Source organism: Lactiplantibacillus sp. C232 (assembly GCF_023806725.1).
Classification (GTDB): domain Bacteria; phylum Bacillota; class Bacilli; order Lactobacillales; family Lactobacillaceae; genus Lactiplantibacillus; species Lactiplantibacillus plantarum.
The window spans coordinates 21580-47641 of the sequence record NZ_JAMSKZ010000012.1; the positions used below are offsets into that span (position 1 = coordinate 21580).

At 45.0% G+C, this 26062-nt stretch carries 27 protein-coding genes; 18 read left to right on the top strand and 9 right to left on the bottom strand.

Annotated features, from left to right (window positions below):
• Positions 1 to 115: 115 nt before the first annotated feature.
• Entirely contained in the window at positions 116 to 1135 is a 1020-nt protein-coding gene (locus MZO41_RS11640; RefSeq protein WP_003643359.1) for an SDR family oxidoreductase, read from the bottom strand.
• A 105-nt stretch (positions 1136 to 1240) separates the two neighbouring features.
• Between MZO41_RS11640 and MZO41_RS11645 the strand changes: the two genes are divergently transcribed.
• The 3 genes from MZO41_RS11645 to MZO41_RS11655 all read left to right on the top strand — a co-directional run bounded on the left by MZO41_RS11645 (position 1241) and on the right by MZO41_RS11655 (position 3785).
• Positions 1241 to 1684 carry a MerR family transcriptional regulator gene (locus MZO41_RS11645; protein ID WP_003643360.1) on the top strand — a complete coding sequence of 148 codons (444 nt, stop codon included), beginning with the start codon at positions 1241 to 1243 and terminating at the stop codon, positions 1682 to 1684.
• A gap of 383 nt (positions 1685 to 2067) precedes the next feature.
• Positions 2068 to 2682, top strand: a complete 615-nt coding sequence (locus tag MZO41_RS11650) for a LysM peptidoglycan-binding domain-containing protein (protein WP_003643361.1) — start codon at positions 2068 to 2070, stop codon at positions 2680 to 2682.
• A gap of 440 nt (positions 2683 to 3122) precedes the next feature.
• Positions 3123 to 3785, top strand: a complete 663-nt coding sequence (locus MZO41_RS11655) for a LysM peptidoglycan-binding domain-containing protein (protein ID WP_003643362.1) — start codon at positions 3123 to 3125, stop codon at positions 3783 to 3785.
• 160 nt (positions 3786 to 3945) lie between these two features.
• Here MZO41_RS11655 and MZO41_RS11660 read toward each other — a convergent pair whose 3' ends face one another.
• Entirely contained in the window at positions 3946 to 4548 is a 603-nt protein-coding gene (locus MZO41_RS11660) for an SdpI family protein (RefSeq protein WP_003643363.1), read from the bottom strand.
• A gap of 148 nt (positions 4549 to 4696) precedes the next feature.
• Between MZO41_RS11660 and MZO41_RS11665 the strand changes: the two genes are divergently transcribed.
• Positions 4697 to 5044 (top strand): ASCH domain-containing protein, encoded by a 348-nt coding sequence (locus MZO41_RS11665; protein WP_003642275.1) that lies wholly within the window; start codon positions 4697 to 4699, stop codon positions 5042 to 5044.
• Here MZO41_RS11665 and MZO41_RS11670 read toward each other — a convergent pair.
• Positions 5030 to 5923 (bottom strand): metal ABC transporter solute-binding protein, encoded by an 894-nt coding sequence (locus tag MZO41_RS11670; RefSeq protein WP_003643364.1) that lies wholly within the window; start codon positions 5921 to 5923, stop codon positions 5030 to 5032. The two genes, MZO41_RS11665 and MZO41_RS11670, sit on opposite strands and share 15 nt — an antisense overlap.
• A 114-nt stretch (positions 5924 to 6037) precedes the next feature.
• Between MZO41_RS11670 and MZO41_RS11675 the strand changes: the two genes are divergently transcribed.
• The 3 genes from MZO41_RS11675 to MZO41_RS11685 all read left to right on the top strand — a co-directional run bounded on the left by MZO41_RS11675 (position 6038) and on the right by MZO41_RS11685 (position 8669).
• Positions 6038 to 6562 (top strand): hypothetical protein, encoded by a 525-nt coding sequence (locus MZO41_RS11675; RefSeq protein WP_003643365.1) that lies wholly within the window; start codon positions 6038 to 6040, stop codon positions 6560 to 6562.
• A 127-nt stretch (positions 6563 to 6689) separates the two neighbouring features.
• Positions 6690 to 7334, top strand: a complete 645-nt coding sequence (locus MZO41_RS11680; RefSeq protein WP_003644892.1) for a DNA-3-methyladenine glycosylase I — start codon at positions 6690 to 6692, stop codon at positions 7332 to 7334.
• A gap of 198 nt (positions 7335 to 7532) precedes the next feature.
• On the top strand, positions 7533 to 8669 hold the full coding sequence (locus tag MZO41_RS11685; protein WP_003642279.1) for a GGDEF domain-containing protein: 1137 nt from the start codon (positions 7533 to 7535) through the stop codon (positions 8667 to 8669).
• Positions 8670 to 8739: 70 nt separating this feature from the next.
• Here the strand turns inward: MZO41_RS11685 and MZO41_RS11690 are convergent, their stop codons facing one another.
• From MZO41_RS11690 to MZO41_RS11700, 3 genes are all read right to left on the bottom strand, one after another.
• On the bottom strand, positions 8740 to 9165 hold the full coding sequence (locus MZO41_RS11690) for a hypothetical protein (RefSeq protein ID WP_003642280.1): 426 nt from the start codon (positions 9163 to 9165) through the stop codon (positions 8740 to 8742).
• Positions 9165 to 10685, bottom strand: a complete 1521-nt coding sequence (locus tag MZO41_RS11695; RefSeq protein ID WP_003644890.1) for a Y-family DNA polymerase — start codon at positions 10683 to 10685, stop codon at positions 9165 to 9167. The genes MZO41_RS11690 and MZO41_RS11695 overlap by 1 nt, the downstream gene beginning before the upstream one ends.
• Positions 10686 to 11025: 340 nt before the next feature.
• The gene (locus tag MZO41_RS11700; RefSeq protein WP_003643369.1) at positions 11026 to 11937 is read right to left on the bottom strand and encodes a LysR family transcriptional regulator; all 912 of its coding nucleotides are present in this window, start codon (positions 11935 to 11937) and stop codon (positions 11026 to 11028) included.
• A gap of 152 nt (positions 11938 to 12089) precedes the next feature.
• Here MZO41_RS11700 and MZO41_RS11705 point away from each other — a divergent pair, with 152 nt between their 5' ends.
• The 9 genes from MZO41_RS11705 to MZO41_RS11745 are packed head-to-tail and all read left to right on the top strand — an operon-like array spanning position 12090 to position 18118.
• The gene (locus MZO41_RS11705; RefSeq protein ID WP_171831424.1) at positions 12090 to 12494 is read left to right on the top strand and encodes a hypothetical protein; all 405 of its coding nucleotides are present in this window, start codon (positions 12090 to 12092) and stop codon (positions 12492 to 12494) included.
• A gap of 16 nt (positions 12495 to 12510) precedes the next feature.
• Positions 12511 to 13254 (top strand): SDR family oxidoreductase, encoded by a 744-nt coding sequence (locus MZO41_RS11710; RefSeq protein ID WP_003642284.1) that lies wholly within the window; start codon positions 12511 to 12513, stop codon positions 13252 to 13254.
• 47 nt (positions 13255 to 13301) lie between these two features.
• A complete protein-coding gene (locus MZO41_RS11715) occupies positions 13302 to 14708 on the top strand; it encodes a hypothetical protein (protein ID WP_013355913.1) in 1407 nt (468 codons plus the stop codon).
• Positions 14709 to 14724: 16 nt separating this feature from the next.
• Positions 14725 to 15363, top strand: a complete 639-nt coding sequence (locus MZO41_RS11720; RefSeq protein WP_003643372.1) for an SDR family oxidoreductase — start codon at positions 14725 to 14727, stop codon at positions 15361 to 15363.
• 12 nt (positions 15364 to 15375) lie between these two features.
• Entirely contained in the window at positions 15376 to 15870 is a 495-nt protein-coding gene (locus tag MZO41_RS11725; protein ID WP_003643373.1) for a YbhB/YbcL family Raf kinase inhibitor-like protein, read from the top strand.
• Positions 15871 to 15895: 25 nt separating this feature from the next.
• Positions 15896 to 16306, top strand: coding sequence for a cupin domain-containing protein (locus MZO41_RS11730; RefSeq protein ID WP_003643374.1), 411 nt, complete (start codon positions 15896 to 15898; stop codon positions 16304 to 16306).
• A gap of 13 nt (positions 16307 to 16319) precedes the next feature.
• On the top strand, positions 16320 to 16673 hold the full coding sequence (locus MZO41_RS11735; RefSeq protein ID WP_003643375.1) for a cyclophilin-like fold protein: 354 nt from the start codon (positions 16320 to 16322) through the stop codon (positions 16671 to 16673).
• A 16-nt stretch (positions 16674 to 16689) separates the two neighbouring features.
• Positions 16690 to 17445, top strand: a complete 756-nt coding sequence (locus MZO41_RS11740) for an SDR family NAD(P)-dependent oxidoreductase (protein WP_003643376.1) — start codon at positions 16690 to 16692, stop codon at positions 17443 to 17445.
• Positions 17446 to 17461: 16 nt separating this feature from the next.
• A complete protein-coding gene (locus MZO41_RS11745; RefSeq protein ID WP_003642292.1) occupies positions 17462 to 18118 on the top strand; it encodes an NAD(P)H-binding protein in 657 nt (218 codons plus the stop codon).
• A 163-nt stretch (positions 18119 to 18281) separates the two neighbouring features.
• Here the strand turns inward: MZO41_RS11745 and MZO41_RS11750 are convergent, their stop codons facing one another.
• The 3 genes from MZO41_RS11750 to MZO41_RS11760 are packed head-to-tail and all read right to left on the bottom strand — an operon-like array spanning position 18282 to position 22992.
• Entirely contained in the window at positions 18282 to 19472 is a 1191-nt protein-coding gene (locus MZO41_RS11750; protein WP_003642293.1) for an AbrB/MazE/SpoVT family DNA-binding domain-containing protein, read from the bottom strand.
• Between the two features lie 21 nt (positions 19473 to 19493).
• Complete coding sequence (locus tag MZO41_RS11755) at positions 19494 to 21275, bottom strand: ABC transporter ATP-binding protein (RefSeq protein ID WP_003642294.1); 1782 nt, start codon at positions 21273 to 21275, stop codon at positions 19494 to 19496.
• Positions 21268 to 22992 (bottom strand): ABC transporter ATP-binding protein, encoded by a 1725-nt coding sequence (locus MZO41_RS11760; protein WP_011102016.1) that lies wholly within the window; start codon positions 22990 to 22992, stop codon positions 21268 to 21270. Before MZO41_RS11760 ends, MZO41_RS11755 begins: the two co-directional genes overlap by 8 nt.
• Positions 22993 to 23412: 420 nt before the next feature.
• Here MZO41_RS11760 and MZO41_RS11765 point away from each other — a divergent pair, with 420 nt between their 5' ends.
• Complete coding sequence (locus tag MZO41_RS11765) at positions 23413 to 24540, top strand: matrixin family metalloprotease (protein ID WP_003642296.1); 1128 nt, start codon at positions 23413 to 23415, stop codon at positions 24538 to 24540.
• 310 nt (positions 24541 to 24850) lie between these two features.
• Positions 24851 to 26050, top strand: coding sequence for an amidohydrolase (locus MZO41_RS11770; protein WP_003642297.1), 1200 nt, complete (start codon positions 24851 to 24853; stop codon positions 26048 to 26050).
• Positions 26051 to 26062: the final 12 nt, after the last annotated feature.

The window sequence follows — 26062 nt, forward strand, 5'->3', positions numbered from 1 at the left end:
CACTTTTACTTTAAAAATGTATACTTTTGTTAAAATAACTAAGCCCGGTTGCCACTAAAGTAGCTACAAAAAGCGGCCTGGCAGTAAATACTACTGCTAGACCGTTTTGATCGTCCTATTTATTCAAATCATTCTTAACCAGTGTATCGACAGCGGCTAATACCGCAGTATCAGCTGAGCGCGCTTGCCACCCTAACAATTGCTGGGCTTTTTGGGTACTGACCTCGTGATTGATGCGGATCATCAAACTAGACTCGCGTAATTGCCCACTAAATGGGGCTAACCCCCGCACAAACCAGTCTGGAATCAAATGTTTCGTCAGGCTTGCAGCCAACTGCGGCCGTTGTTCTTGAATCAATGTTTTGAGGTCCCGCATCGAGATTGGTGTGGCGGCCACTGCTAGAAAACGCTGATTGGCCGCTGCAGGCGCCGTCATCGCCCGAACTTCTAAGTCAGCGACATCGCGAACGTCGATGACATTGACTTTAAGGTTTGGCATCATCTGCCCAGTTAATATCCGACTAACTAGATTATAACTACCCGTGACGTGCCCATTAAGCGATGGCCCAAGCATGGCACCGGCATTAACCGTCGTGAATTCTGGACTATCAGCATGCGCCTTGCAATACGCCCAGCCAGCCTCTTCAGCAACCAACTTCGACTTTTCATACAATGAAAGCCCCGGTTGGTCTTCGCGGGTCCAGTCCACTTCAGTGACGGGATGATCATGATCCAAACGACTGAAGCCAACGGCACCAAGGTTGGCAGTCATGACGACCCGCTTAACACCGGCCGCCGTCGCTGCCTTTAGAACACGGATCGTGCCGACCTTGGCCGCACTAGTGACCTCATCAGAAGCCTGACCTTGATTAACAAATACTGGTGCCGCAACACTCATCACATACGTCACGTCACGCATTGCTTCGGCCCAACCCTGATCCTGTGTCAGATCCAGAGCAACAAATGTCAATCGATCTAAGTTAGGTGTACCCGCTAGCGTCTGCTTCACGCCAGCTGCTTTATCTAACGACCGTAACGTTGCCCGAACCGGATAGCCCGCTGTTAATAATTGTTTAATGATATGACTGGCTAAGAAGCCATTACCGCCAGTGACTAATACTAATGATTTATTCATGTTTAATTCCCCCGGAATATTGGTTGTTTTTTTCATCATGGCTTGTTAATATAGCTAATATAAACCTTAGACAACACTCTAAGGCAAGTGTTAGGAGGAATCTTTTTGACCTATACGATTAAAGAAGTCGCTGATAAGGTCGGACTAAGTGCGTACACCTTGCGTTTTTATGATAAACAAGGCTTACTTCCCTTTGTCAGTCGCAATGAATCCGGCTACCGAGCATTTACAGACGGTGATCTTCATCTATTACATACGATTATTTGCCTCAAAAATACCGGTATGGCAATCAGTGCTATTCGCCAATATATCAGTTATGTCATGGCAGGTCCCCAATCGATTGCACAACGACGAGAGCTGCTGACGACTCACCGCAATGCCATTCTTGCTCAGCAAGCCCAAATCATGAAAAATCTGAAGGAAGTGGATTACAAATTAAACCTATATAGTGATCCGCACGCGCGTGAATTAGTGCAAGGGGAAATTGCTCAAGCGAAGTCTGAAAAACAAGCCCTCGGTTTAGCAGATCCATTTCCAGTGACGGAATAAACTGTTAAATAGCCGTGTTTGACGCCATTTTCAAGCACTAAAAGCCGATTATACTAAAATAATCGGCTTTTTTTATGGCTGAATTTTGGGTGATTTCACGTCATAATGTTAATTTTAGGTAAGCCTTAACTTGGTTAACTTAGCTTGTCACTGTCCCCTATCAACCGATTTAACCAGCCTTTTTCAAAGTCACAGTTCGGTTACGAAGATTACAAAAGTCCGTATTCTTGTAATCTTTGCATTGCGTTCTTAAAACTCGCGACACTAACAAGTAACACGGAGGCGTTAGACTGGGTTCTGTTGATTGCGAATGACATCGCAGTTAAGATTTTTGTCAGTAACTTATTTAATCGATAATCACAAAATTTATAGGAGTGTCTAATTTGAAAAAACTTGTAAGTACAATCGTAACTACCTCAGCTGCAGCCGCTGGTTTATTATTCGCCGGTGTCCTCAATGCTAACGCCGACTCAACTTACACCGTTAAGAGCGGTGATTCCGTTTGGGCCATCGCACAAAAATTCAACACAACTATCAATCATGTTGAAACGACTAATAACATCAAGGGTCACTACATCTTACCTGGTCAAAAACTATCTATTAAGACGAGTTCAACCAGTTCTGATAACAACACCTCATCAACGACTTCAAACACAACGAGTTCAAGTGCTTCAACGACTAGTTCTAGTTCAACTAGCAACACAACCGCGACGACCACTTCAACGAGTTCAACTGACTCCACGACTTCAAGCTACACTGGTAGCAATTTGAAGAGTTACGTTTTAAGTCAGATGCAATCACGGACTGGTGTCTCAGCTTCGACTTGGAACACGATTATTACGCGTGAATCCAACTGGCAACCATACGTCCGCAACAGTTCTAGTGGTGCCTACGGGTTATTCCAGAACATGCACATCAGCAGTGGTTCTGTTGAAGAACAAGTTAACGCTGCCGTTGCTTTATATGAAGCACAAGGTATGGCTGCTTGGGCCCTTTAATCTAAAACTATTAAGACAAAGTCGGGATTCCTTCCCGACTTTTTTTGTTGCGTTAAATTACTTTCTATAATCAACATCCTTTTAAACTTATAAGAACAATACCGGTATTAACTATTTAATATTGGGAATGTCACGTTAAACATTGTAATTGCCGCTATTTTTGCTAACTGGCTCAACTATCGGTAATTTCAGTAATTATTATATTGCTATTTCTGTCATATTTTTTATATTAGTAGCCGATATATTGTCACCGATACGTCCCGTCACGATAGTCTTCAACTATTCAGTAAAATATTTACTCCCCATAATTTTCTCAGAATCTCGCAATCGCTTCTTAAAATTAGCGACACATGCGAGTAATAAGTCGCCGCTATACTAATTTTTGTTGATCAACAATTGTACGACACGCTGATTGCTTACAAAAAATGGGAGAGTATAACTTGAAAAAATTATTAACCACAATCTTAACAACATCCGCTGCAACGGTTGGCCTACTATTGGCCGGAACTGTTTCTGCACACGCCGACGCAACTTACACCGTTAAGAAGGGTGACTGTGTCTGGGCAATTTCACAAGAATATAAGACGACGATCGAATCAATCGAAACAGCCAACAACATTCACGGCCATTTAATTTTACCAGGCCAACAATTACGGATTCCAGGGGTGAACGCCCAGGACCTTACTAGTCAAGCACCAGCGACACCGGTCGTTTCAGCGCCAGTTCAGCAGGCACCGGTCACCACACCAACCCAGCCAGCTGAAACACAGGCCGCAACTACGACTCAAACAACACCAGCACAAACTAACGAGACGGTTGCTTCGGCACCAGCAACTACCCCGGCAACTGAAAGCTATTCGGGTGATAACCTACAAAGTTACGTGCTCGGTCAAATGCAAGCACGGACTGGTGTTGACGCCGGAACTTGGAATCACATCATCAATCGTGAATCTAACTGGCAGCCACACGTCGTTAACGGCGCAAGCGGTGCATACGGTTTATTCCAAAACATCCATATTAGTGGTGGTTCCGTTCAACAACAAATCGACGCCGCAGTTAACTTGTACCACGCACAAGGCATGCAAGCCTGGGCCCTCTATTAAAAAGACACTAAAAAAGGCTGGAATTTTCCAGCCTTTTTTGCCGTTCAACGATTGTTAACAACGCTTCAACTAACCACGATTAACGTGACTTGTGCCACTCGCGACCCCTAATTATGATCCGCGTATATCAATTTGCCGTGTTAATAATCACCAACACAACTTACGTCAAGTGGGCCAAATGGTGCGCATAGCCCAACGCAATCACGATAATTCCCACAATGGCACTCACTTGATAGATTGGGAACAGTGTGGGCCATACCCAGCCGATGCCAACCATGCCGTAACTGGCGATTAATAACAATAGTCCGGTCAGCCAGTTGACTTTCTTCCAGATCACTGGCGAGTTGTACGTCCAGGGTACCCGGATACCCCAGGTCACATTCTGTGGAACATCCATACAAATTCCACCAACCACACTGGAAAGCACGCCGAGTGTAAGCCCGGAATTGGCCGGCTGAAACCATATCGGAACGACTAAAATTAGGATAAGATACCCCAACCACCCCATTGCCAGATGATCCGTCATCGCTATGAAGTCAAACGGCGTCAACGCTAAGCGATTGGTCAGCCATGGGGCCACTAACAAGAATAGAAAAGCGCCGGTCAAGTAAACCAACCCTAACCAAGTAAACTGTTGATTGCCCAATTGCAACGGCTGGCCGATTAGTGAGCGGCCCCACGCATACATGATGATTAACGCGCTCATCGTGCCAACGATTTGTAATCTAACTGGAATCGCTGTTCGTTTTGCCAATTGTGCCATTCCCCTTGTATTGTTAACCTAATTATAGACAGGCGCCAGCTACCTACCACTAATATCCGGTGTTCAGGCACATCATTGCCATTATTTAGGCCCCTATTTCGTTAGTTATCCACTATAATTAAGACTAAACTGATTAGGAGGACGTTCAATGACCACCATGCAATTGATTCATCCACAATGGCTGTTAATAAAATCGGGGCTCAAAACAATTGAAATCCGTTTAAACGATGCAAAACGCCAAGCCTTACAAGTCGGTGACATTGTAAATTTCATCGATCTGACGACTGGCCAGCAGCTCACCACTCAGCTCATCGACATCACGCGTTTCGCTAGTTTTGAATCCTTACTGAGCGAATACACCGCCGTTCAAGTCGGCAGTGCCCCGGGAACGCCGGTAACACAGATGGTTCAAGAAATGCTAACGTTGTATTCCCCCGTCCAAGTTGCGCAATCGGGCGTCGTCGCCTTGCAGGTCCGTCCCTTAATCGGACAATAACTGGTTGAGCTGGCGATACTGTGCCAACATCCACTGTTGATAAGTCAACTTAGCTGGCATGGTTTCAGTCACATTCAACACTGGCACCTGATTCTTCTTGGCTAATGACACCATGTTAGTCACTAATTTATCACTAACTTGGCTGTTATTCACAAAGAAGGCGACTTGCCGACTCTTTAATGCCTGCTGCATCTTGTGGATAACTTGCGGTGCTGGGTCAGTGCCCTTCTCAATCGCATTTTCAAAGTCTTGATTAGCAACCTTAAACCCTAAACTGGTCAATGCGTAATCAAAGACGGGCTCACTGACTAACACTTGCCGATTCTTTAACTTGTTAGCCTTCGCTCGTAACTTGGCCTGTTCCTGTTGAATCGGTTTAAGCGTGGCGATGTACTTGCGGGCGTTGGCCTTAAAATACGTGCGATACTGGGGTTGCTTTTTAGCTAACTGATTAGCGAGATAGTTCGCGGTGGCGGGCATCGTTGCACTGTCATACCAGAGATGCTCGTTAGCCCCTTCCTTGCGATGCATCACGTCCTCGCCGACCCGAATCAATTTGGCTCGTTGCGTCGAGTGCACGACCTTGTTCATCCAGCCATCATAGCCGATGCCATTAGCGATGACGAGATCAGCCTGACCAACCGTCTTAGCCACGGTTGGTGTTGGCTCAAAATCATGGGGATCAACGGACGGTTTGTTGATAATTGACGTCACGCTGACGTGCTTGCCACCGACAGCTTTTGCCACACTACCATAAAAATTCGTCGTCGCAACAATGTTGACCTTATGCGATTCAGCAGTCGTTGACTTAGACTGACAGCCCGTTAACAAGCCCCCACCAATAACAAGTCCACCTAGTAATAGCCACAAACGTTTCACAATTGCCACTCCCTTTTTAAATAGTAATCATTACGTTTTAAAGAATAGCAATAAATGCCATTCTTGTAAATAGTAATATTTACGTTTTACAATTTTATTCGTTAGGAGTTTCTTATGAAAAAAATTCTGATTCCGATTATCACTGTTCTTATTATCGGTACCATTGTTGGTCTCAGCACCCTACACCGCACCCCGCGAGCCACCACAACTACGGTTCACAAATCACGCGTTATCCAACAACCACAACCGATTACCGAAACGACCATTGCTAAACAGCCTGCTTTAAAATACAGCTGCATTATTTATTACGCAATCAAGCACTTAAAGATTCAGCGTTGGCAAGAAGTTAGTGATTTCAGCTTGGGTTGGCAGGTCGAAATTTACACTGACCAGGGGCAAACTAAGTATCTGGTTTGGTCTGATAAACACATTAAGGCAGATGCCAAGCAACTCCAGCCGAACTGGTTCACACTCAAAAATGACCATGTCACTTATGACAGCTTTGGTGTTCATACTTTTAAAAAAGATCTGACTGCCACAGTCAGTATGAGGACCATTCTAGCTCAGATCAAGCGTGACCACGCGACGAAAACCGTTCGCCACATGCCAACTAACCTTGTAATCAAAGATCATCGTTGAACACGCTTTAAGTTAACTTTTCCATTCTCAGGAGGATTGGAAAAGTTTTTTTTATCCACGTGTTTTCCGACCCATTTACCGTATTTAGTTAGTGTCTACTAATTGATTTGGAAATGAGGCTTGTTTAATGATTACCAACTGGTTTGATGATGATCCACTATTCAATCGTTACTATCCGTACGATGCCGGCTACCGGTATTACTTTGAACACGAATGGGGTATCCCGGTTCAGCGCGATGAACAATTATTTGAGTTTCTGAGTCTTGGCGGTTTTGCCGCTGGTCTCAACTGGGCCGTCGTGTTCAATAAACGCTCAGCATTCAGCGCAGCATTTGACGCCTGGCAAATTGAGGTGGTGGCAGCGTATCGCCCAGAACAAATCACCGGTCTCCTCAGCAATTCGGCCATCATACGAAACCGTCGTAAAATCGAAGCCGTGATTCACAACGCTCGCCTGATTCAACAAATTCGGACCACACAGTCTTTTAAAGACTATCTCTGGCAACAATTGGGCCATCAACAATTAATTATCCAGCCCCAGTATTATGATGAACTCCCACGCACAACAATTACTGGCGATCGCATCGCACAGCACTTACAACAAGTTGGTTTTAAATTTGTCGGTCCGATAACGATTAATGCTTGGTTGGTAAACACCGGTTTTATTACGGCACGTCCCGACCAACTGGGCATTATTACGACGACTCCCCGGCCTTCGTCAACGATGCTGCCCCCACGCTCACCGCACCAACTCGGGCATTTTAAGCCTTAACCCAGGCTTGTTGCGCTGCTTTAATTGCCGTTCGGCGTATCTAGCGCGAGGCCCGCTGATTTTCCCTGATAATAACGGCTAAAAAGCCAATTAAAGTCCATAATCACAGTCGCTATTTAGCAGTTAAAGGGATATACTTATACCGGCGTCATTTAATTCGAACCAACGCAGTTTTTGCGATTTGAAAGGTGTTTGCGTATGACTTGGTCACATTGGGAGATAACTCCATTTATTACAAGTGTTTTTTTCATCCTAGGCGTGCTGACCCTTTTTTGGGTATCACAAAATTGGATTATCAACTTCTTCAATACTCATCATTGGCGGGTTGACCAATCGCTTATTACCGACTGGTACGGCTTAATCTACATGATGTTATTTGTCTTTGGGATGCAAACTGCCGTTGTGGGCCAGAACGACGCCTGGATTTTCATGAATTTCCAGCTCATCGGGCTAACCTTTTGTGGCTACTTTCTCAATGTACGTGTCCGCTATTACTACTTGTACCCGCTTGTCTTTATCTTTATGGGCTTCAATCACTCCTTGTATTACTGGGAGTCGTGGGGGCACGCCGTCACACTGATCCTCTTCTTTACGGCGCTCGGCCGATTGCGTAAACACGTCCCACTCCAAACGAAACAGGGACAAGTCGCACTTTATTTAGTCACTTGTGCTGGTTTTGGGGCCGTTCTCTGGTGGTTCATGAAGCTTAAGTTCAACTTATCATGGGCAACTTATTGGCAAGAATGGACCTACCTACTCGTCTTTGCTTCCTTGCTCTATATCTACGCCAGCATGTTGTCAGCCAATGCACACCTCAAACAGAATCTGGTCGCATTCGCTAATCACGACGCTCTGACCAAAATCGAAAATTTTGCAGCTTACAAAACAGCCATTAATTATCAGGTTACAAGCAGTCGGAAAAACGGCTCACAATTGACCATGCTGATGTTTGACATCGACCACTTCAAACAAGTCAACGACACTTATGGTCACTTGGCTGGCGACAAAATTCTTCAGCACGTCGCCCAAGTAGCTACGATTGTCTTTCATGCTAATAATCCGCAAATCTCACTATATCGAACCGGTGGCGAGGAATTTAACGTTATCTTCCCCAACTATGATTTAACCGAAGCACTTGCGGTCGCTGAACAACTATTTGCGGCCATCAATCATATCGCTGTACCAGTTAATGATCATCAAATCCAACTGTCGATCTCGATTGGCCTATCAGAATTAGCAGCTGATGACCAATCACCAACGGCCTTTTATCAGCGCGTCGACGCCAATCTATATCATTCTAAAAAGCACGGACGAATGCAAATCACCGCGAAATAAAATAATCATTAATCTTAAAAGGACGGTTCTAACGACTAATTTTAGTCATTGAAACCGTCCTTAATTAAGATTAATTCGCTATAGAAACGCTACGGATATTGGCCATCGCAATACTTGCTGGTGCCGTTAGATAAATCCGGGCTTGATGCCAATCGAGCTTCACCAACTGGCTGGTTGCCGTCTGATAATAGCCAACGGTATCGTTAAAATAATCGACGTTGAGCAATGGTAGTTTTGGTAACGCTGCAATCTGTTTCAACTGGGTCGCCACAGCTCTTTTATCCTGAGCATTTGGATAGTGTTTATGGGCATAGATTGCAGCGTGTTTTTCAATCAAGTCATGATAACCAGTCAACGCCGCGAACGGCGCAAATTGGGCAGCACGGTCTGCTTGGGGCATTGGTAAATGCCTTGAAGTAGGTCGCGAGCACTCTAAAATATCCGCATAGCGACTCGTATCATTAAATAACGCAGTAGTACTGGCTTCCTTTGTCATTAGGCACGATGTCCCCCAATCTGCTCATTACGTTCAATCGTAGTTGAACTCGGTTTTAGATCTGCCAAGCGAATGACGACATTCTTATTCCCGGAACGACGTTGTAATTTCAAAATGGCGCGTTGCAATTGCCCATCGCGTTCACGTTTGCGTTGTGCGTCTCGTTCTTGCGCTTGGGCCACTTCTGGATTTTCAAATAAGTTAGTTTGTTGATACCGAGGTTGGCGCCTAACCTGCTGTTCGTCGACCAAATGGTTCGCCATAACGGTCACACGTCGAACCATCAATTGACGATTAACGACTTGTTGATAAAGCTGTTGATACGCAGCCCCTAGCTCGTGTTGTGAAGCACTCGCCTGCGCTAATGTCACCGTGGTATGGGCGGGCTTTGGTACTTGTCGCCCATAGTAGTCTTCGGTGACCGCACCCTGATAATGCGTGCCAACTGACGAAGCATTAGCATCGTAATCAATACGAATTCCCAACTGATCTGTCACCACGTGGCGAGCAACCAGTTCGAGTGTCAAATTATTCACCATGCCGCGTAACACGGCCTGCCCTTCAGTATAAGTATACGGTCGCATCAACACTTGACTGGCATATATACCATGTTCGCTAGCATGGTAATTTTTGATGTCAGCAATTGTTGCCGACTCATCGCCCCACGCATGATCAATTAACAGTTCCGCGTTTTTACCAAACTCACGATATAATTGTTCTTCATTATGAGAATCCGACAAGGTTCCTAGTGAACAGCGCGCAATGTCACCCATCGTATTGAGCCCCAGGGCTGCCAACCGCTTAGCATAGCCATGACCGACTCGCCAAAAATCAGTCAACGGCTCGTGCGCCCATAAGTATTGCCGATATTGCTGCTCATCCATCTGTGCAATCCGAACACCGTCAGCGTCAGCGGGAATCTTCTTGGCAACAATATCCATCGCCACCTTAGCTAAGTAAAGATTAGCACCAATCCCAGCCGTCGCCGTAATCCCAGTCTCGGCCTGAATCTCGTGAATCATCGTCTTTGCCAGTGCGTGCGGTGAAACCTGAAAAGTACTTAAGTAGTCTGTGACGTCCATGAAGACTTCATCAATCGAGTACACGTGAATGTGTTCTGGCTTAATGAAGCGCAAATAGATATCATAAATCGCAGCACTCTTCTGCATGTAATAACTCATTCGTGGGGGAACGACCCGATAATCGATACCCAAATTAGCATGCTTGAGGAGCTGATCACGATAAATTGAGCGATGCCGCCGAACCGCCTGATAGGAAGTCTGACGACCACGGGCGCGATTTAAAGTTGCGACCCGTTGTTCAACTTGAAATAACCGGGGTCGCCCTGGAACACCAAATTGCTTTAGTGCTGGCGAAACCGCCAAACAAATCGTCTTATCAGTGCGACTCGTATCAGCGACAACCAAATTGGCATTCAATGGGTCGAGTTGATGAGCAACGCATTCGACTGAGGCATAGAATGATTTTAAATCAATTGCCATGTATGTTCGCTGTTCCATCAATATAATGACTCCCTTCCAATTAATCGGCACAATCGCAGTCGTTGTTCACCTTAACATTTTGCTGGTAATCCAAAGTAAATCTCATGCTGCTGATCGAATTTTAACGATAGCCGCATGTCGCTCGCCCCCATGACACTCACTTTTGGATGAAACCTGACTCAATAATTTGTCGTTAAAAGAACATATGTTCTTTTAACTAATTATAAATTAAAATCAGGTTGAATGCCAGCATCCGTTAACAAATAATTGCAAGTTTCAAATTAGACTTAAGCCCCGAAAAGGCACCCGTTCACCAGCACGTACCGTGACCACGAACAGTTGCCTTTTTAATGTCATTTTATGAGTGGCTCTGCGTTTCAGTCGGGACCAACTTCGTAAATTCATGTAGAAAATCTGCCGTCTTCTTACCCGGGAACTTGGTGCTTAATAGGCCATACGGTACTGTCACGGACGTTTTCAGCGGTACTGTAACTAAATTCGGATGAATTCTTTTCCACGGCGTAAGCGAAATCATTGCGATATTCTCCTCAACGGTCTCATTAAACGTATTGATGTCATAACGCCCGCTAGTATCAATTGGCTGAATACTAGGTTCTGCCGCCAACATTTCACTCCGAACCAGATCATTTTTCTCACTAATTCCCGTTGACACCATCAGAACTTTACGATGCGCAAGGTCACTGTACGTGATTTCATCCAACTGGGCTAATGGATTATCACTACGGACAGCAATTCCAAAGTGATACGCTCCCAACTTTATCGCACTAAAGGACTGCTTCAAAGTTGTGCTATCGAACGTCCCAACGATTAAATCACTACTCCGACCAAGCATCGCATACTCACGATTTCTCGAATTCAAGTCTTCCTGCAATTGAACTAATCTAATCTGAAATTTAGGCATTTTTGGTGCCAGTTCTTTCCATAATGACATGAAGGCATCAGCAGGATGTAGTAAGGAAGTTCCCAACAAAATCAGTTGCTTATCGTCTGAACGGACCCGTCGCGTCTCTTCAATGGCCGTGTTTAGTAAATCGAGCAACTGTTGCACATACGGTTGGAACTTCTTACCCTGTGGTGTGAGTTGGACCCCGGTCGCAGTTCGGACGAATAGTTTTAGGTTAAGCTCCGCTTCCAGCCGGTTGATCTGTTTCATCACCGCAGTACCCGATATAAAACTCTGTTCCCCCGCCTTCGTAAAACTACCATACTCACTAACTCGTAAAAACGTCTGTAATTGATTAAAATCCACAACGGTCACCTCCTAGCCTTCTAGTATAAACTAAAAGTTAATACTAAGCTAACTAACGGATTCTTCTCAGGAGGCACGTTGCTGGCTATACTAGTCATTGTAGTTGAGGCACAGCACATCAGAAACGAGATGATTAATTGAACAAAAAGTTTATGCAAACTATTTTTCAAATTATTGTTACCGTCGCTGCACTTGTCGTCATCGTCTATGCAGTTCAGCAACACTCACCAACCCCCGACAAGTCTAACCAAGCCACCAAGCAACAGACAAGTGTTACCCATTCGGACAACTCGCATCTGACCGAAGCGGATGTCGTTGGTGTTTGGATCAATCACCACAACAAAGATATTCACCAACAAATCACTTTCACTGCGGATCACAAGTGGAAGGAGAACCAACATCACGTCACTAATATTTATTCCGGTACTTGGAAAATTATTGGGCACAATCAAATTTCACTATCACCCTATGGTGAAAAAATCCAGCTTTCCGGTCATGATTTTTCCACAATGGACGTCTTAAATTACCATCACATTTTAAATAAACAAAAAAATTAATCAGGAGGAAACAAATATGTCAGTAAAAAACAAAGTTATCGTTATTACAGGAGCCTCATCGGGTATTGGCGAAGCAAGTGCCAAATTGTTAGCCAGCCATGGTGCCAAAGTTGTTTTAGGTGCACGGCGTGAACAACGCCTACAGAAATTAGCCAATAAAATCCAGCAACAAGGTGGGCAAGCCACTTACCGCGTAACGGACGTGACTAAGCCTGAAGACTTAACAGCGTTAGTTGCTTTAGCAAAGCGAGAATTTGGCGGTATTGATGTCATTTTCAATAATGCCGGTATCATGCCGACTTCACCAATCAGTGCACTAAAAACTGATGAATGGAATGCCATGATCGATGTGAACTTAAAAGGTGTTTTGAACGGTGTCGCCGCAGTAATGCCTGATTTCACCAATCAAAAGTATGGTCAAATCATTACGACATCTTCAGTAGCTGGGCTTAAGAGTTTCGCTGGTTCCGGCATCTATGGTGCAACTAAATTTGCAGTACGCAATTTAATGGAAGTAATCCGCATGGAAAGTGCTCAAGAACACACCAATATTCGGACCACCAGCCTCTATCCGGCAGCTATCAACACTGAATTATTGCACACCATTACCGATACCAATGCTAAGCAAGGTATGAATAAATTATATGCATCCGTCGGTATCACCCCAGATGCAGTGGCCCGTGTCGTTGACTTCGCAGTTGCACAACCAGATGACGTCAACGTCAATGAATTTACCATTTACCCGACAAAGCAAGGCTAATCGATGACGACAATCCACGATCAATATTAGAAAGAAGCGATTCATGAATGGAACGGTCTATCAATAAAGCGACGATTTATCACAGTCTAGTTTTAAGCCTAATAATCATTCAGTTACTAAGCTTAATTGTCCCCGTCAACTTGACGCTATTAAATGCCGTGCTTGCAATCGGGGTCTCAATTCTCGGAATTCAAAGCTTAAGCCGCTCTTTTCAAGTCGCGACATTGATCTTTTTCATTGCTGGGTTGGGACTACTAAGTACTACGGGTTTATCAATCAACGGTCTAGCCATGGCAATCACTTCAATGGTCGATATCGTGGTGTTACTAGTTGTTATGCAACTTTTCTTAATCCCTGTCACCATTGGCAACTACCAAGCTACTGTCGAAGCATTCATGCAAAAGCACATTCGTGGCCCCAAACAAACCTTCACCTTTGTCATGATTGTCACGCACCTACTATCAAGTATTCTCTCCATGGGGACCGTTGCCATTGTCCTATCAATTCTAGGCGACAGTATCAAGCGCCAAGTCAAAGACGCCACCCGTTTTTCGGCAACAGCCGTAACCCGTGGATTTACGCTCGGCACATTATGGGCACCTGGAGCAGCAACAATCTTTCTAATCAGTACCGTTACTAAAGTCGGGTGGACCCAATTATTCATACCATGCCTGATTTTAGGCCTGTTAGGATTATTGCTAGCGTATTTGATGGAATATAACCAACCGTATATGCGGATTCAGCCCGTGACAACCAATACTAAGCAGCAGACTCGTTTTACCGAACACGCATCACTTGTCAGTTTAGTGGCGGCCGTTATTGCCCTACTAATACTCAGCTTTGTTTTAATGGAAAGCAAAGTCGTAAGTTCAATGAACGCTGTTACACTTTCCGGTTTACTAATTGTCCTGATTTGGGTCACGGCATTAGGGCTCAAGCCGACTACGGGCCAAACAGCCTTCAAATTTGCACTAAAAAAAGCTAGCCTTGATTATTGGCAACACGGAATTGCAAGCGGTGCAGCGCTTGCGCCGTTCTTTGTTGGAATCGGCACGTTCACGTACGGTTTTCAACATTCCACTATCAGTAGCGAACTAACCCACGCGTTAGCACCAAGCTTTGCTCACCTTGGCTGGTTATTGGTCGTTTTAATTCCCATTATTGTCGTATTGGTTTCCCTAATTGGCATTCACCCACTAGCATCAGTAGCACTAATTGGCAAGATTATTATGACCATGCACATTGCCCTTTCACCACTATTAATCGCATTGAGTCTGAATATCGGAAGCGTCGTTGCATACATGTTATCACCGTTTGCAGGTATCGTCATGATTGTCGCGACCCTGTTACATGTCAGCTCAGCAACTGTCTCGGTACGTTGGAATTGGCAATTTTGCCTCATCTTCCTCGTACTTAGTTTGGGCGTAGCAACTTTATTAAGTCTTATTTTTTAAAAGAGAGGTTCTTACAATGAAAAAAGTTATTTTATTAGGTGCTACCAGTAACATTTCAAAATATTTAATTCCACGCCTACTTGCAAAAAACGATGTTAAACTCACACTATTTGCTCGTCAAGCTACTCGACGGCTTCATCAGTACGCCGCCCAATCGCAGGTTACTCTCACGAACGGCAATTGGAATAATTCCGCTGATCTTACGGCGGCAATCGCGGGTCAAGATATCGTTTACTTGGCAACGGGGCATTTCACCACCGCCAATCAAAATGTTGTCGATGCGATGAAGCAAAATAGTGTTGAGCGCCTAATTGTCGCAGGTGGTTTAGGCATTTACGATGAAGTCGCTGGTAAATTTGGTATTTGGAATGCCCAAATGATGGGTGATTATACTGAAATCAAGCGAGCTGCTGCCGTGATTGATAATAGTGGACTGAACTATACATTTTTAAGAATGGCCTGGCTATATAATAATGACCAGCATACGGACTACAAGGTCATTCCTCAGGGGATGCCATTCAAAGATACGCAGGTGACACGCCAAGCCGTTGCTGACCTGATTACTGAAATTATTCACAATCCCCAATTATATCAGCGAAGTAGCATTGGCGTCGCTGAACCCAATACTGCTTGGAACAAACCTGGTTTTTACTAGGAGGTCGGTTTAATGCAAATTAAAGTTGATTTAGACGATGGCTTTTTACCACTAATCTATACCAGTAACGCGAACGTCAAACACTCAGGCCAACCGATTCTATTGTTTCCAATTGAAATCAAATCAATTCCTGCAATAACGACTGCGTTTGCTATTTCGCTCATTGATTACGACGCCGTCCCACGAACGGGTTTTCCGTTCATTCACTGGCTCGCGACCAATATTCCTGTCATGGCAGAAATCCCAGCCGATTTCAGTCGTAATTTTGAGGGCCCCCAAGGTCAAAACTCATGGATGTCACGCTTTTATCAGTTAAACGATTCGTATTTCGCCGATCACTATGCCGGACCGAATCCACCTGATCAGCCTCATCGATATACACTATCCGTATTTGCACTCAAGCACAACTTGCCATTGAATAACCGCTTCTATTACAACGACTTCCGTGAACAACTAGTGGGAAACGTACTAACAAAAGCCGAGCTTCAAATTTTAGCCCACAATTAATTTTAAATGAAAGGTGTTTTTAACAATGAACAATAATGAAAATAGCGTCCAACACGGCATTTTTGCAATGGGAGATTTAAACGTTGCTTTTCAACAATACTTTACCGGTAAAAGTTACCACAACGCTCTAGTGAAAGACGAGCAAGTCAACGTAACTGTCAGCAACGTCAGCTTTGAACCCGGAGCCCGTAACAACTGGCATATCCATCACAATGGCTATCAAATCTTATTAGTCACTGGTGGCGAAGGCTGGTACCAAGAAGCCGGGCAACCGGCACAGCGATTACATCCTGGTGATGTGGTGAGCACCCATGACGGTATCAAACACTGGCACGGTGCTACTAAAGATAGTTGGTTCAGTCACATTGCCATCACTGCAGGCACACCAGAATGGCTATCACCCGTTAGTAATGACGAATATAACGCATTGGCTTAGGAGGTACTAGATAATGAAGAAAATGAAGATAACAGCCAACGACCGCCACTTCACAGCAAATTTGGAAGAAAATGCCACCACCGCAGCGTTACTTTCACAACTACCACTAACACTGCCGATGCTCAACCTTTATAACCGTGAATTGACGTATCGTTTTCAGCAGGCACTCCCTGCTAACGGGGCACACACTACTGGCTATGCAGTTGGTGATATCGCCTACTGGACACCGCGACACAGCTTAGTGATTTTTTATGAGCAAACTGGCGAAGTGATTAGTAACCTTCAAAAAATTGGTCACATTAATGCTGGCGATTTGAAACAATTCCGTTCATCAAGAAATATTAAAATGCAGTTTGAAGAAGATTAATTAAGGAGAGAAAGTCATGTTCAATTTTACAGATAAAGTCGTTATTGTTACAGGTGCACGCACGGGAATCGGCCTGAGTGCTGCCACTCTATTCGCCAAAGCAGGTGCTCACGTCATTTTAGCTGGCCATCATGAACCTAAAGACGAAGCCCAACAGCTAGTCGATCATGGCTACTCAGCCGTTTCATTCAAGTGTAACGTCGCTGATCCTAAAGACGTCGCCGGAATGGTGAAATTCGCAGTTGCTCAGTTTGGGCACCTCGACTATGCTTATAACGATGCTGGGATTCAAAGTCCAGTCACCGATACCGCCGATCTATCGGTTGAAGAATATGATCATGTCATGGATACTAACTTAAAAGGCATGTTTCTCAGTATGAAGTACGAATTACGACAGATGCGTGCTCAGGGAACACCAGCCGCAATCGTAAACTGTTCTTCAATGGGTGGTCTCGTTGGTATTGCTGATCGAACTGCCTACCACGCTTCAAAGCACGGCGTCTTAGGCCTGACAAAGAGTAGCGCCTTAGAATACGCTGACCGGAATGTTCGGATCAACGCCGTGTGTCCAGGAATCATTGATACACCAATGGTTGCCCGAATGGATGATACTGAACGACAGGAGATGGACGACCTAATCCGCGAAATTCCCATGGGGCGTTTAGCTAAACCAGAAGAAGTCGCTCAAGTCGTACTCTTTCTTTGCAGTGATGCTGCCAGTTATATGGTTGGTCAAGCCGTCGCTGTTGACGGTGGTTACACTATTCACTAATACGAGGAGGATCAGAATGACCAAGGTTTTAATTTTAGGGGCTAACGGTCGAATTGCGCGGATTGTGGAACAACGACTCTTAGCCGAAACTGACGTCCAGTTGACACTAGTCTTAAGAAATGCAGGGCGCCTACTAGTCACTTCACCAGAACGAGAAACGGTTATTCAAGGTGATGTCAGTGATTCACAGCTACTAGACACTGTTATGCCTAATCAGGATATCGTCTATGCAAATCTAGCCGGGAATATGGCATTATTGGCACAGACCATTATCACGTCAATGAATCGCAATCATGTGCCCCATCTTATTTGGGTCACAGGATCCGGACTCTACCACGAAACCCCTAATCCATTTGGCGCTTGGGTCGAACAGGTAGTCGGTCACGCTGCTAAAAACGATACGCGACATGCGGCCAGAATAATTGAATCATCGGATATTCCTGCTACAATTATTCGTGCGGCCTATATGACCGACGATACCAAAATTGACTATGAACTGACTTACAAAGGTGAACGCTTCAAAGGAACCATGATTTCACGCGCTAGTATTGCTGATTTAATCATGAAGATTATTGCTGAGCCAACAGCATACGAAAATACCAGCCTTGGTATTGCTCAACCGGGCACTGATAACATGTTGCCACAAGTCAAATTGATGGCTCAGCATCGCTAAATGTGAACATTTAAAAGTAATCAATTACACCTAACCCGCTTCAACAATCATCCATAATTAATAAAACTGGCTGCTAGACACTTTAAACCGTGTCTAGCAGCCAGTTTTATCTGATTCAATTATTATTAATATACTCAGCCACCGTTTCAAAACAACGTGGCACTTATTGCCCTGCCGTACTTTCCTGCTCCAACTTAATCGTCAACAATTCCGGGTCTTCATTGACTAACGCTTGTAGACGTGAAAATAGCATCAGCAACCAGCCAAACGAAATCGCAAAGGCTTGAATCTCAAATGCCGTCAGCGATGGATACCCAAACCAGCGAAAACCAAAGTTGAGTAGTAATAGCACCACGCCAACGCCGTATGAGAGCCACAGAAAATCTTTCGTCACGGCTGGTAATAGCCACCGCACCCCCACAATCAACAAGACTAACAACGTGACCAAGCCACCAGCAACTAAGTCATGTAACCAGTGAAACGTCAGGTTGTTAGGAAATAGCCCGACCGCCCCGAAATCGACAGCGGTCAACGTCAACAATATCCGCAAGGTTGACGTTCGCCAAGTACGCGGATAAATTCGACTAAGTGAAACAAATAGATAGTCAATCAGAACGACCATCAATAACGCCGAAAAAATCAGTGTCAAGTTGAATTGCCAGGCATTTTCAGCGGCATGCGTCCCTAAAAAGCTTAAATTATGCTGCCACCATCGCCGTTGACCATTGGCGGCCATTGAGATAACACAGCCACTGACAATCACCACCGTTAAAATCGTTGATAACGACCGCGCATTTATCGTCAACGCAGCGCTAATCATGAACGCATCCGCAAAATACGTAAACAGGACCAGTAGCAACATAGATGTAAAGCGATCGAAGATGACATCTGGAAATAATAATTCTAATACCCAGAAAGCCCCGACCAGCGCAAAGGCTAAGATCATAATAAACGCAATCGTAATAACTGGAAAGTTCCGCCAATAAATATGGCGCGAAAATCGATTTTCTGGATCATTACGCGTTTTTAAGAAAAAGCCGACAAATAGCACTGCGCCGGTAACCACACCGGCCACAATCGTCAAACTCCCGATTGATTGCGCACCTGTCAGTGGAACTGGTCGCACTTTTTGAAACCACCAGTACCCGTAACTGGCTAACCCCGATAGGATTGCAACCAACAGCGGCCAGATTATCAAGTATTGCTGCCACTGTGGTTGACGTGGCTTAATCTTCTCTAAGACTAGTGCGTCATTGCGCACCTTTAACTGTAACTGATCATCGCGATCAATCCCGGCTCGTTTTAATGCTGAGACTGGGATTGAAACCCGCACTTGTTGCTCTTGCCCTGCCATGTCCGACTCCTTATACTTTCATTACTCAAAGACCATCTGATTACGATACAGTTCCGCATAGAAGCCGTTTGCCGCTAATAAATCATGGTGGTTCCCCTGTTCAATAATTTGACCATCCTTCAATACAACGATTTTATCGGCATTCAGGATTGTTTTCAAGCGGTGAGCAATGACAAAGCTGGTTCGCCCTTGGATGACGTTGTCCATTGCGGCTTGAATATTGGCTTCCGTCACCGTATCAACGTTCGAAGTCGCTTCATCCAAAATCAGCAACTTGGGATTTGTTAAAATCGTCCGGGCAATTGACATCAACTGCTTTTGACCAGCAGAAAAAATACTCTGTTCGTCGGAAACGCGCGTCTGATAGCCATCTGGCAGGCTCATCACAAAGTCATGAATATTAGCCTGCTTCGCCGCATCGATGACCCGATCCATACTAGCCGTTGGGTCCCCGTAACGAATATTATCCGCAATCGTGCCCGTAAACAACTGGGGTTCCTGTAAGACAATCCCGACATTTTGCCGTAGCACCTGGAGATCAAAGTCTTGAATATTCACCCCATCAAACGTAATCGCACCACTATCAACATCATAGAAGCGATTCAACAAATTCATGACCGTCGTTTTCCCCGAACCAGTTGGGCCAACGAGTGCCACCATCTCACCGCGGTGCACATGGATCGACACGCCATGCAAGATTTCTTTACCTGGTAAGTAACTAAAGCGCACATTATCAATCAGTAATTCATCATGAATCCCGTCGAGCGCTTGACCGTTAGCGGGGCTCACTTCATCCGGTTGATTACGGACTTCATCGACCCGCCGTGCACCAGTAATCGCTAACTGAATCATACTATATAAACTAGTCAATGACATAATTGGCTGGTAGTACTGTTGGGCGTAGTTAACGAACACCACGACCAGCGCCAAAGCTGCTCCAGTCGACATACTCCCATTCAGCGCTAACCATGAGCCAAAGAAGATGACAATTGCCGTGTTAAGCAGTGACATCCCTTGCATCAGTGGATTCAAAATACCTGACCAGATTTGACCCGTCAACGCTGACTGGCGAACCTTACCATTATACTGATGAAAGCCTTTCAAGGAGTCCTGCTGTAAGCCGTTGGTAATCAAGACTTTTTGACCGGTAATTTGTTCATTGATATAACCATTCAGTTGACCGATATCATCCTGTTGTTGGTTCACCGCGACGCCAGCCTTGTGCATGACAAACGCCGCGATAATTAATGCAACCGGCGTAGAAGCCATCGTCACCCACGCCATCGTAGTATTTTGATTAAACATCACAATTAGCAGGCCAACAAACTGAGCCACGGCTAATAAAATTTCTAGCAAGGCTTGATTCATGGCATTAAAAATATTATCTAGGTCAGAGGTGAACCGAGCCAGAATATCCCCGTCACTATGCGTATCAAAGTATTGAACCTTCATCCGTTGCATCTTCCGAAATAGGCCCACCCGCATTGTCCCGGTCGAAAAGGCCGTCACGCGTGCTAAGATCAAGCTCGCAATAAAAATCGTGCTAGCATCACCGACATACAACAAGACGTAGATGATCAGGGTCCGGTTGAACGGTTGCAAACTTGCTTGTGCCCGAGTCGCTTGATTCGTCCACTGCTGCAAGTACTGCGTCAGCTCCTCCACGGCTCGTCCCAGATAAGTCGGTGCGACCACAATGCACCAAGTCGAAAAGGCAATCAGAATCACACTTAGTAAGAAGCCTAACCAGTAGCGTTTTAAATAGTGCCAGTAATATTTACCAGCATTGCGTAAATCACTCATGTAAGCCCTCCTCCCGTGCTTTTTGCGTTTGGTAAATAGCGCGATAAATCGCACTATCTTGAAGCAATTCGTGGTGAGTCCCCTGGCCCGAAATGCGACCATTATCTAACACTAAGATTTGATCCGCACGAATAATTGAAGCAATTTTTTCGGCAATGACCACGGTCGTCGTTGACTTCAACTCGCGATCCAAAGCTTCTTGAACAAGTTTTTCTGAACGCGCATCGAGTGCCGAAGTCGCATCATCTAAAATCAAGATTTCTGGATTGGCAATTACGCCACGCGTAATCGCTAGTCGCTGCTTCTGACCACCCGAAAAGTTCTGTGACCGTTCTTCCACGGGGGCATCGTACGTCTGTGGCAACCGTTCAATGAATTCCGCAGACTGCGCAATATTAGCCGCCCATTGCATGTGACTAGGCTGGGCGTCCGGCTTAACTTGCCGTAAGTTACCCGCAATCGTGCCAGAAAATAACGTGGACCGTTGTAAGACATAGGCCACCGTGGATCGAAGGGCTTTTTCTGGTAAGGCCCGCACATCAATTCCACCGATGGAGACCGTCCCACTATCCGGATCATACAAGCGCGCAATCAGCTGGGCCAACGTCGTCTTACCAGATCCAGTGGCCCCAACGATTCCCAGCATGGACCCTGCTTTTACCGTAAAGGTCACATCTTTTAGCGTTGGCTGCGCATCTCCCGGATAAGTGAAGGTTACGTGGTCAAAGTGAATATCACCAGCTACGGGCGCCGCGTCGCCATCAACGTAGGTCATACTTGGTTCGGTAGTCATCACTTCGCCGATTCGACCAAGTGAGATGACGGCCCGCGACGCAAAAGTCATGAGAAATCCCCCGTTGATCACGGCAAATAAAATCTGCATTAAATAAGAAATAAAACTCGTAATAGCTGCTAAATAGGCCGGGTGCGTCGTAATCGTTTGACCGACCAAGTAAACGGCGACCCCGACCGCCACGTTGGCCGTCAAAAAGAACGCTGGCATTAGAATAGCGAACCAGTACCCAATTTTAGCGGTCACAGCGGTTAATTCATCGGATGCGGCCGAAAACTTTTTAATCTCGTTTGGTTCTTGAACAAACGATTTAACAACCCGAATCCCCATTAAGTTTTCGCGGGCAACCGTATTAACGTTTTCAATATCTTGTTGCGTTTGTGCAAAGTATTTAGTCATTCGCCGCACCGCAATCAGTGCGACCCCTAAGATTACCGCCATCATGACAACAATGACCCACCACTGCTCAGGCATCGTCATCACAGCGAGAATCAGTGCCCCGATGAATAGTAATGGAATCCGGGTAATCTGCTGAAAGCCAGCCATCACAATCTGTTGGACTTGATTAATATCGTTCGTCATTCGTACCACTAAGTTGGACGGTGAAAATTTTTCCACGTCAGCGTAGGCTAATGACTGGACCTTAGCGTATAGGTCAGCTCGCAAGTCGGTCGCCACACCAAGGGCCACCCGGGCTGCGTATATCGTATTCACGATCCCACCAATGATTCCCAGTACGGCCAAGCCAAGCAACATCAGTCCTTCACGGAATACCGTAGCCTGATCATTCTTGATAATAGCTTCCATAATGACTTGCAATAATCGCGGTTGCCATAACGTCGCAAACACTAAGACGATGACCGACAACATCGCAATCCAGACGTCTAGTCGATACCGCTTAAAATATGGCATCAAAATCTTCATCAATCGTTCCTCCTCATAATTGTGGTCTCCCTGTTTAGGGTACCTGAAATTAACAGTCAGGACAATCAATATATCATATCTTTTGCAAAAACAGATTACGATGATAATAATTCAGTATGTGTGGGAGCAATATCTTTCCTCCGCTCTGATAAATTATGTAAAGATACAAATTGATTTATATAAAGCGCTTAAAAATTAGTATAAGTTATTTACTATACAGTATTTTTTTCACGGAACATCCAAGATGATATAATACTTGTACTAAATAAATACAAATCGCATTATGCCTTCTGTATTTATAAACATCAATTTTCATCTCGAGAAAAAATTGATACTACCTGTCGTTTAATATTGCAAATATTTGCCCGCCGTTCAATTCATTTCATCTATAAGAAATATCGTTAAAAGGGGGAACTTACAATGCGCTTTCCAAAAAGAATCTTTTCAACACTTGCGACGATTTCCTTGACAACTAGTTTTGGACTTCTAAGTGCCAACGCATCAACAAAAGCTACCACTCCGATGTTAGGTTATCGATATGATAAACAAGCGGCAAACTATCAAGATTTATCATCCTCCGACTACTATAAAGATGTATGGAACAACGCAACTGCTTCTTGGAAAAAGGCTGGTTTTACGTGGACGAAAGCAGCTACAGCAAAAACCACCGTTTCTTCGTATGATGGAAGTTCTGACATGACTCTGGCCGGCTACAATTCAGTTTCCTATAATAAATCTACTGGCGAAATCACTTCAAGCAAAGTTCGCATCAACCGAGCGGTATTTGAAAAATATAATTATACCAAAGCAGAACGTACCAATGTTGCAGAGCATGAATTAGGTCATGCTCTGGGAATTGGGCACAATAATACTGATAGTGTATCTGTAATGAATCCAGCAAACCGGTACTATACTATTCAAGCCTGCGATATTAATGGTATGAAGGCTCGTTATGCCACGACTACCACTTTTGATAGTGTTCCAAATAATCCCGGAGAAATCATCACTGTAACCGAATATCTTCATGTACAACCTAAGATTACAAATATCACAACTAATTACAGTTCACAATCACACTCCTTGATACTAAAGGGTCGCGCGATTGGAATCGAACACCTCACGCTAACTTATCAAGGCAAAAAAGTTCGAACCGTCAACGTCAAATCAGGACAATTCAAGTTTGCACAGCAGTTTAAGGGCTACGGAGATTTCAAATTAATGAAAGGGCAACAGGTGCTAGCCACAATTCCGTCCCAACAATACGCAACCCCAAAGGTTAAAGTCACTAGTGCCGAGCGAACAACCAAAGGTATCTATTACACGCTTATCGGTTCTCGAGATGCAACCATCAATATTGCACAAAACGGTCAAGTAATTAAAACCATCAAGAACGCAAGTGCGACTACAAAAGTATTTATTCCAAATGCAAAAATCAAAAATAGCACCCGTGGCTTAACTGTCACGCAGAGAGTTACGAATAAAAAAACCAGTCAGGCAGTTCAATTACCACCTTTAAAGGTTAATATCAAACAGGTGACGAACTTCTAAGCTTTCACAAAAGCGCCTTCAACGTTGTTATTAAGAAACACTATATGTTTGAATCGACTAAAAAATAGCCGCTCCAAGAATTGCAGACACGATTCTTGGAGCGGCTATCTAATATCTTACTAGGACATGAGCAATGCAGAATATTCCTTTTAGTTATTATCCACTACTTAAAAAAGCGTCCGAAAATTCCATAGTTACATTGATACCTATTAACCGCCATTTCATGCTAAGCTAAAGATTAGTGCAGTACTATCATCTCTCAGCTATATTTATAATATACTCGCTTCTAGCATCAGAAAGGAAGATTCTAATGACCCTTCAAGCACAACTCATGCAACAACTCACGGCGGCGGAACCGGAAATGATCAAGATTCGTCGCCACTTACACGCCCACCCCGAGATTTCATTTCATGAAGAACAAACCGCAGCTTACATCAAAGCGTTCTATCGTGAACTGGGCGTCTCAACCACTGCTTATGGTGATGGGTACGGCTTCGTCGTCGACATCGATAGCGGTCACCCTGGACCTCAGTTAGCATTACGCGCTGATTTTGACGGCCTCGCGATTCAAGAAGACAACCACTTATCATTTAAATCGCAAAACGCCAATGTCATGCACGCCTGTGGTCACGATGGTCATACTGCTTATCTCATGGTACTGGCGAAGACCTTACTCGGACTGAAAAATCAGCTACGTGGTCGCGTCCGCATTATCCACCAACCCGCTGAAGAAGTATCACCGGGTGGTGCTAAGGGGATGTTGGCTGCTGGCGTCCTAGACGGCATCGATAACGTCATTGGGCTGCATGTGATGAGTACCATGCCGACGGGCTCGATCGCCTATCACTTAAATGCGACGCAGACCGGGCGGGCTAACTTTACGGTCACCTTCACGGGTAAGGGTGGGCACGCCTCGATGCCCCACCTCTCAAACGATGCAATCGTTGCTGGAAGTTACTTTGTGACCGCCTTACAAACCGTTGTTTCCCGCCGGATTGACCCATTTGATACCGGCAGTGTCACCATCGGCTCATTCGACGGCGTCGGTTCCTTCAATGCGATCAAAGCGCAAGTCACCCTCAAGGGCGATGTACGGATTATGGACGAAACCACGCGCCAGACCATCCGTGACCAGATTACTAAAATTGCGAACGGCGTCGGGGCGACTTTCGGTGTCCAAGTTGCACTTGATTACGATGATAATTATCCGGTACTCATGAATGATGCAACCCTGACACAGCGCGTCATCACCAGTATTCAAGCCGCTCAAATCCCAGAAATCACTAAAATTTTCGACTGCGGCCCCCAAGACCCCTCGGAGGACTTCGCCTATTTTGCACAAGCCAAACCCAGCACCTTTATCTATGCCGGCTGTCAAACAGCTCCGGGTGAGACCCACCCGCACCACAGCCCTGATTTTATGATGAATGAAGACTGTTTACTAATTGCAGCCAAAGCGGTGGGAACGGCAGCGCTGGACTACTTAATGAACGCCTCATCAGATCATTAAACACACTAAAGT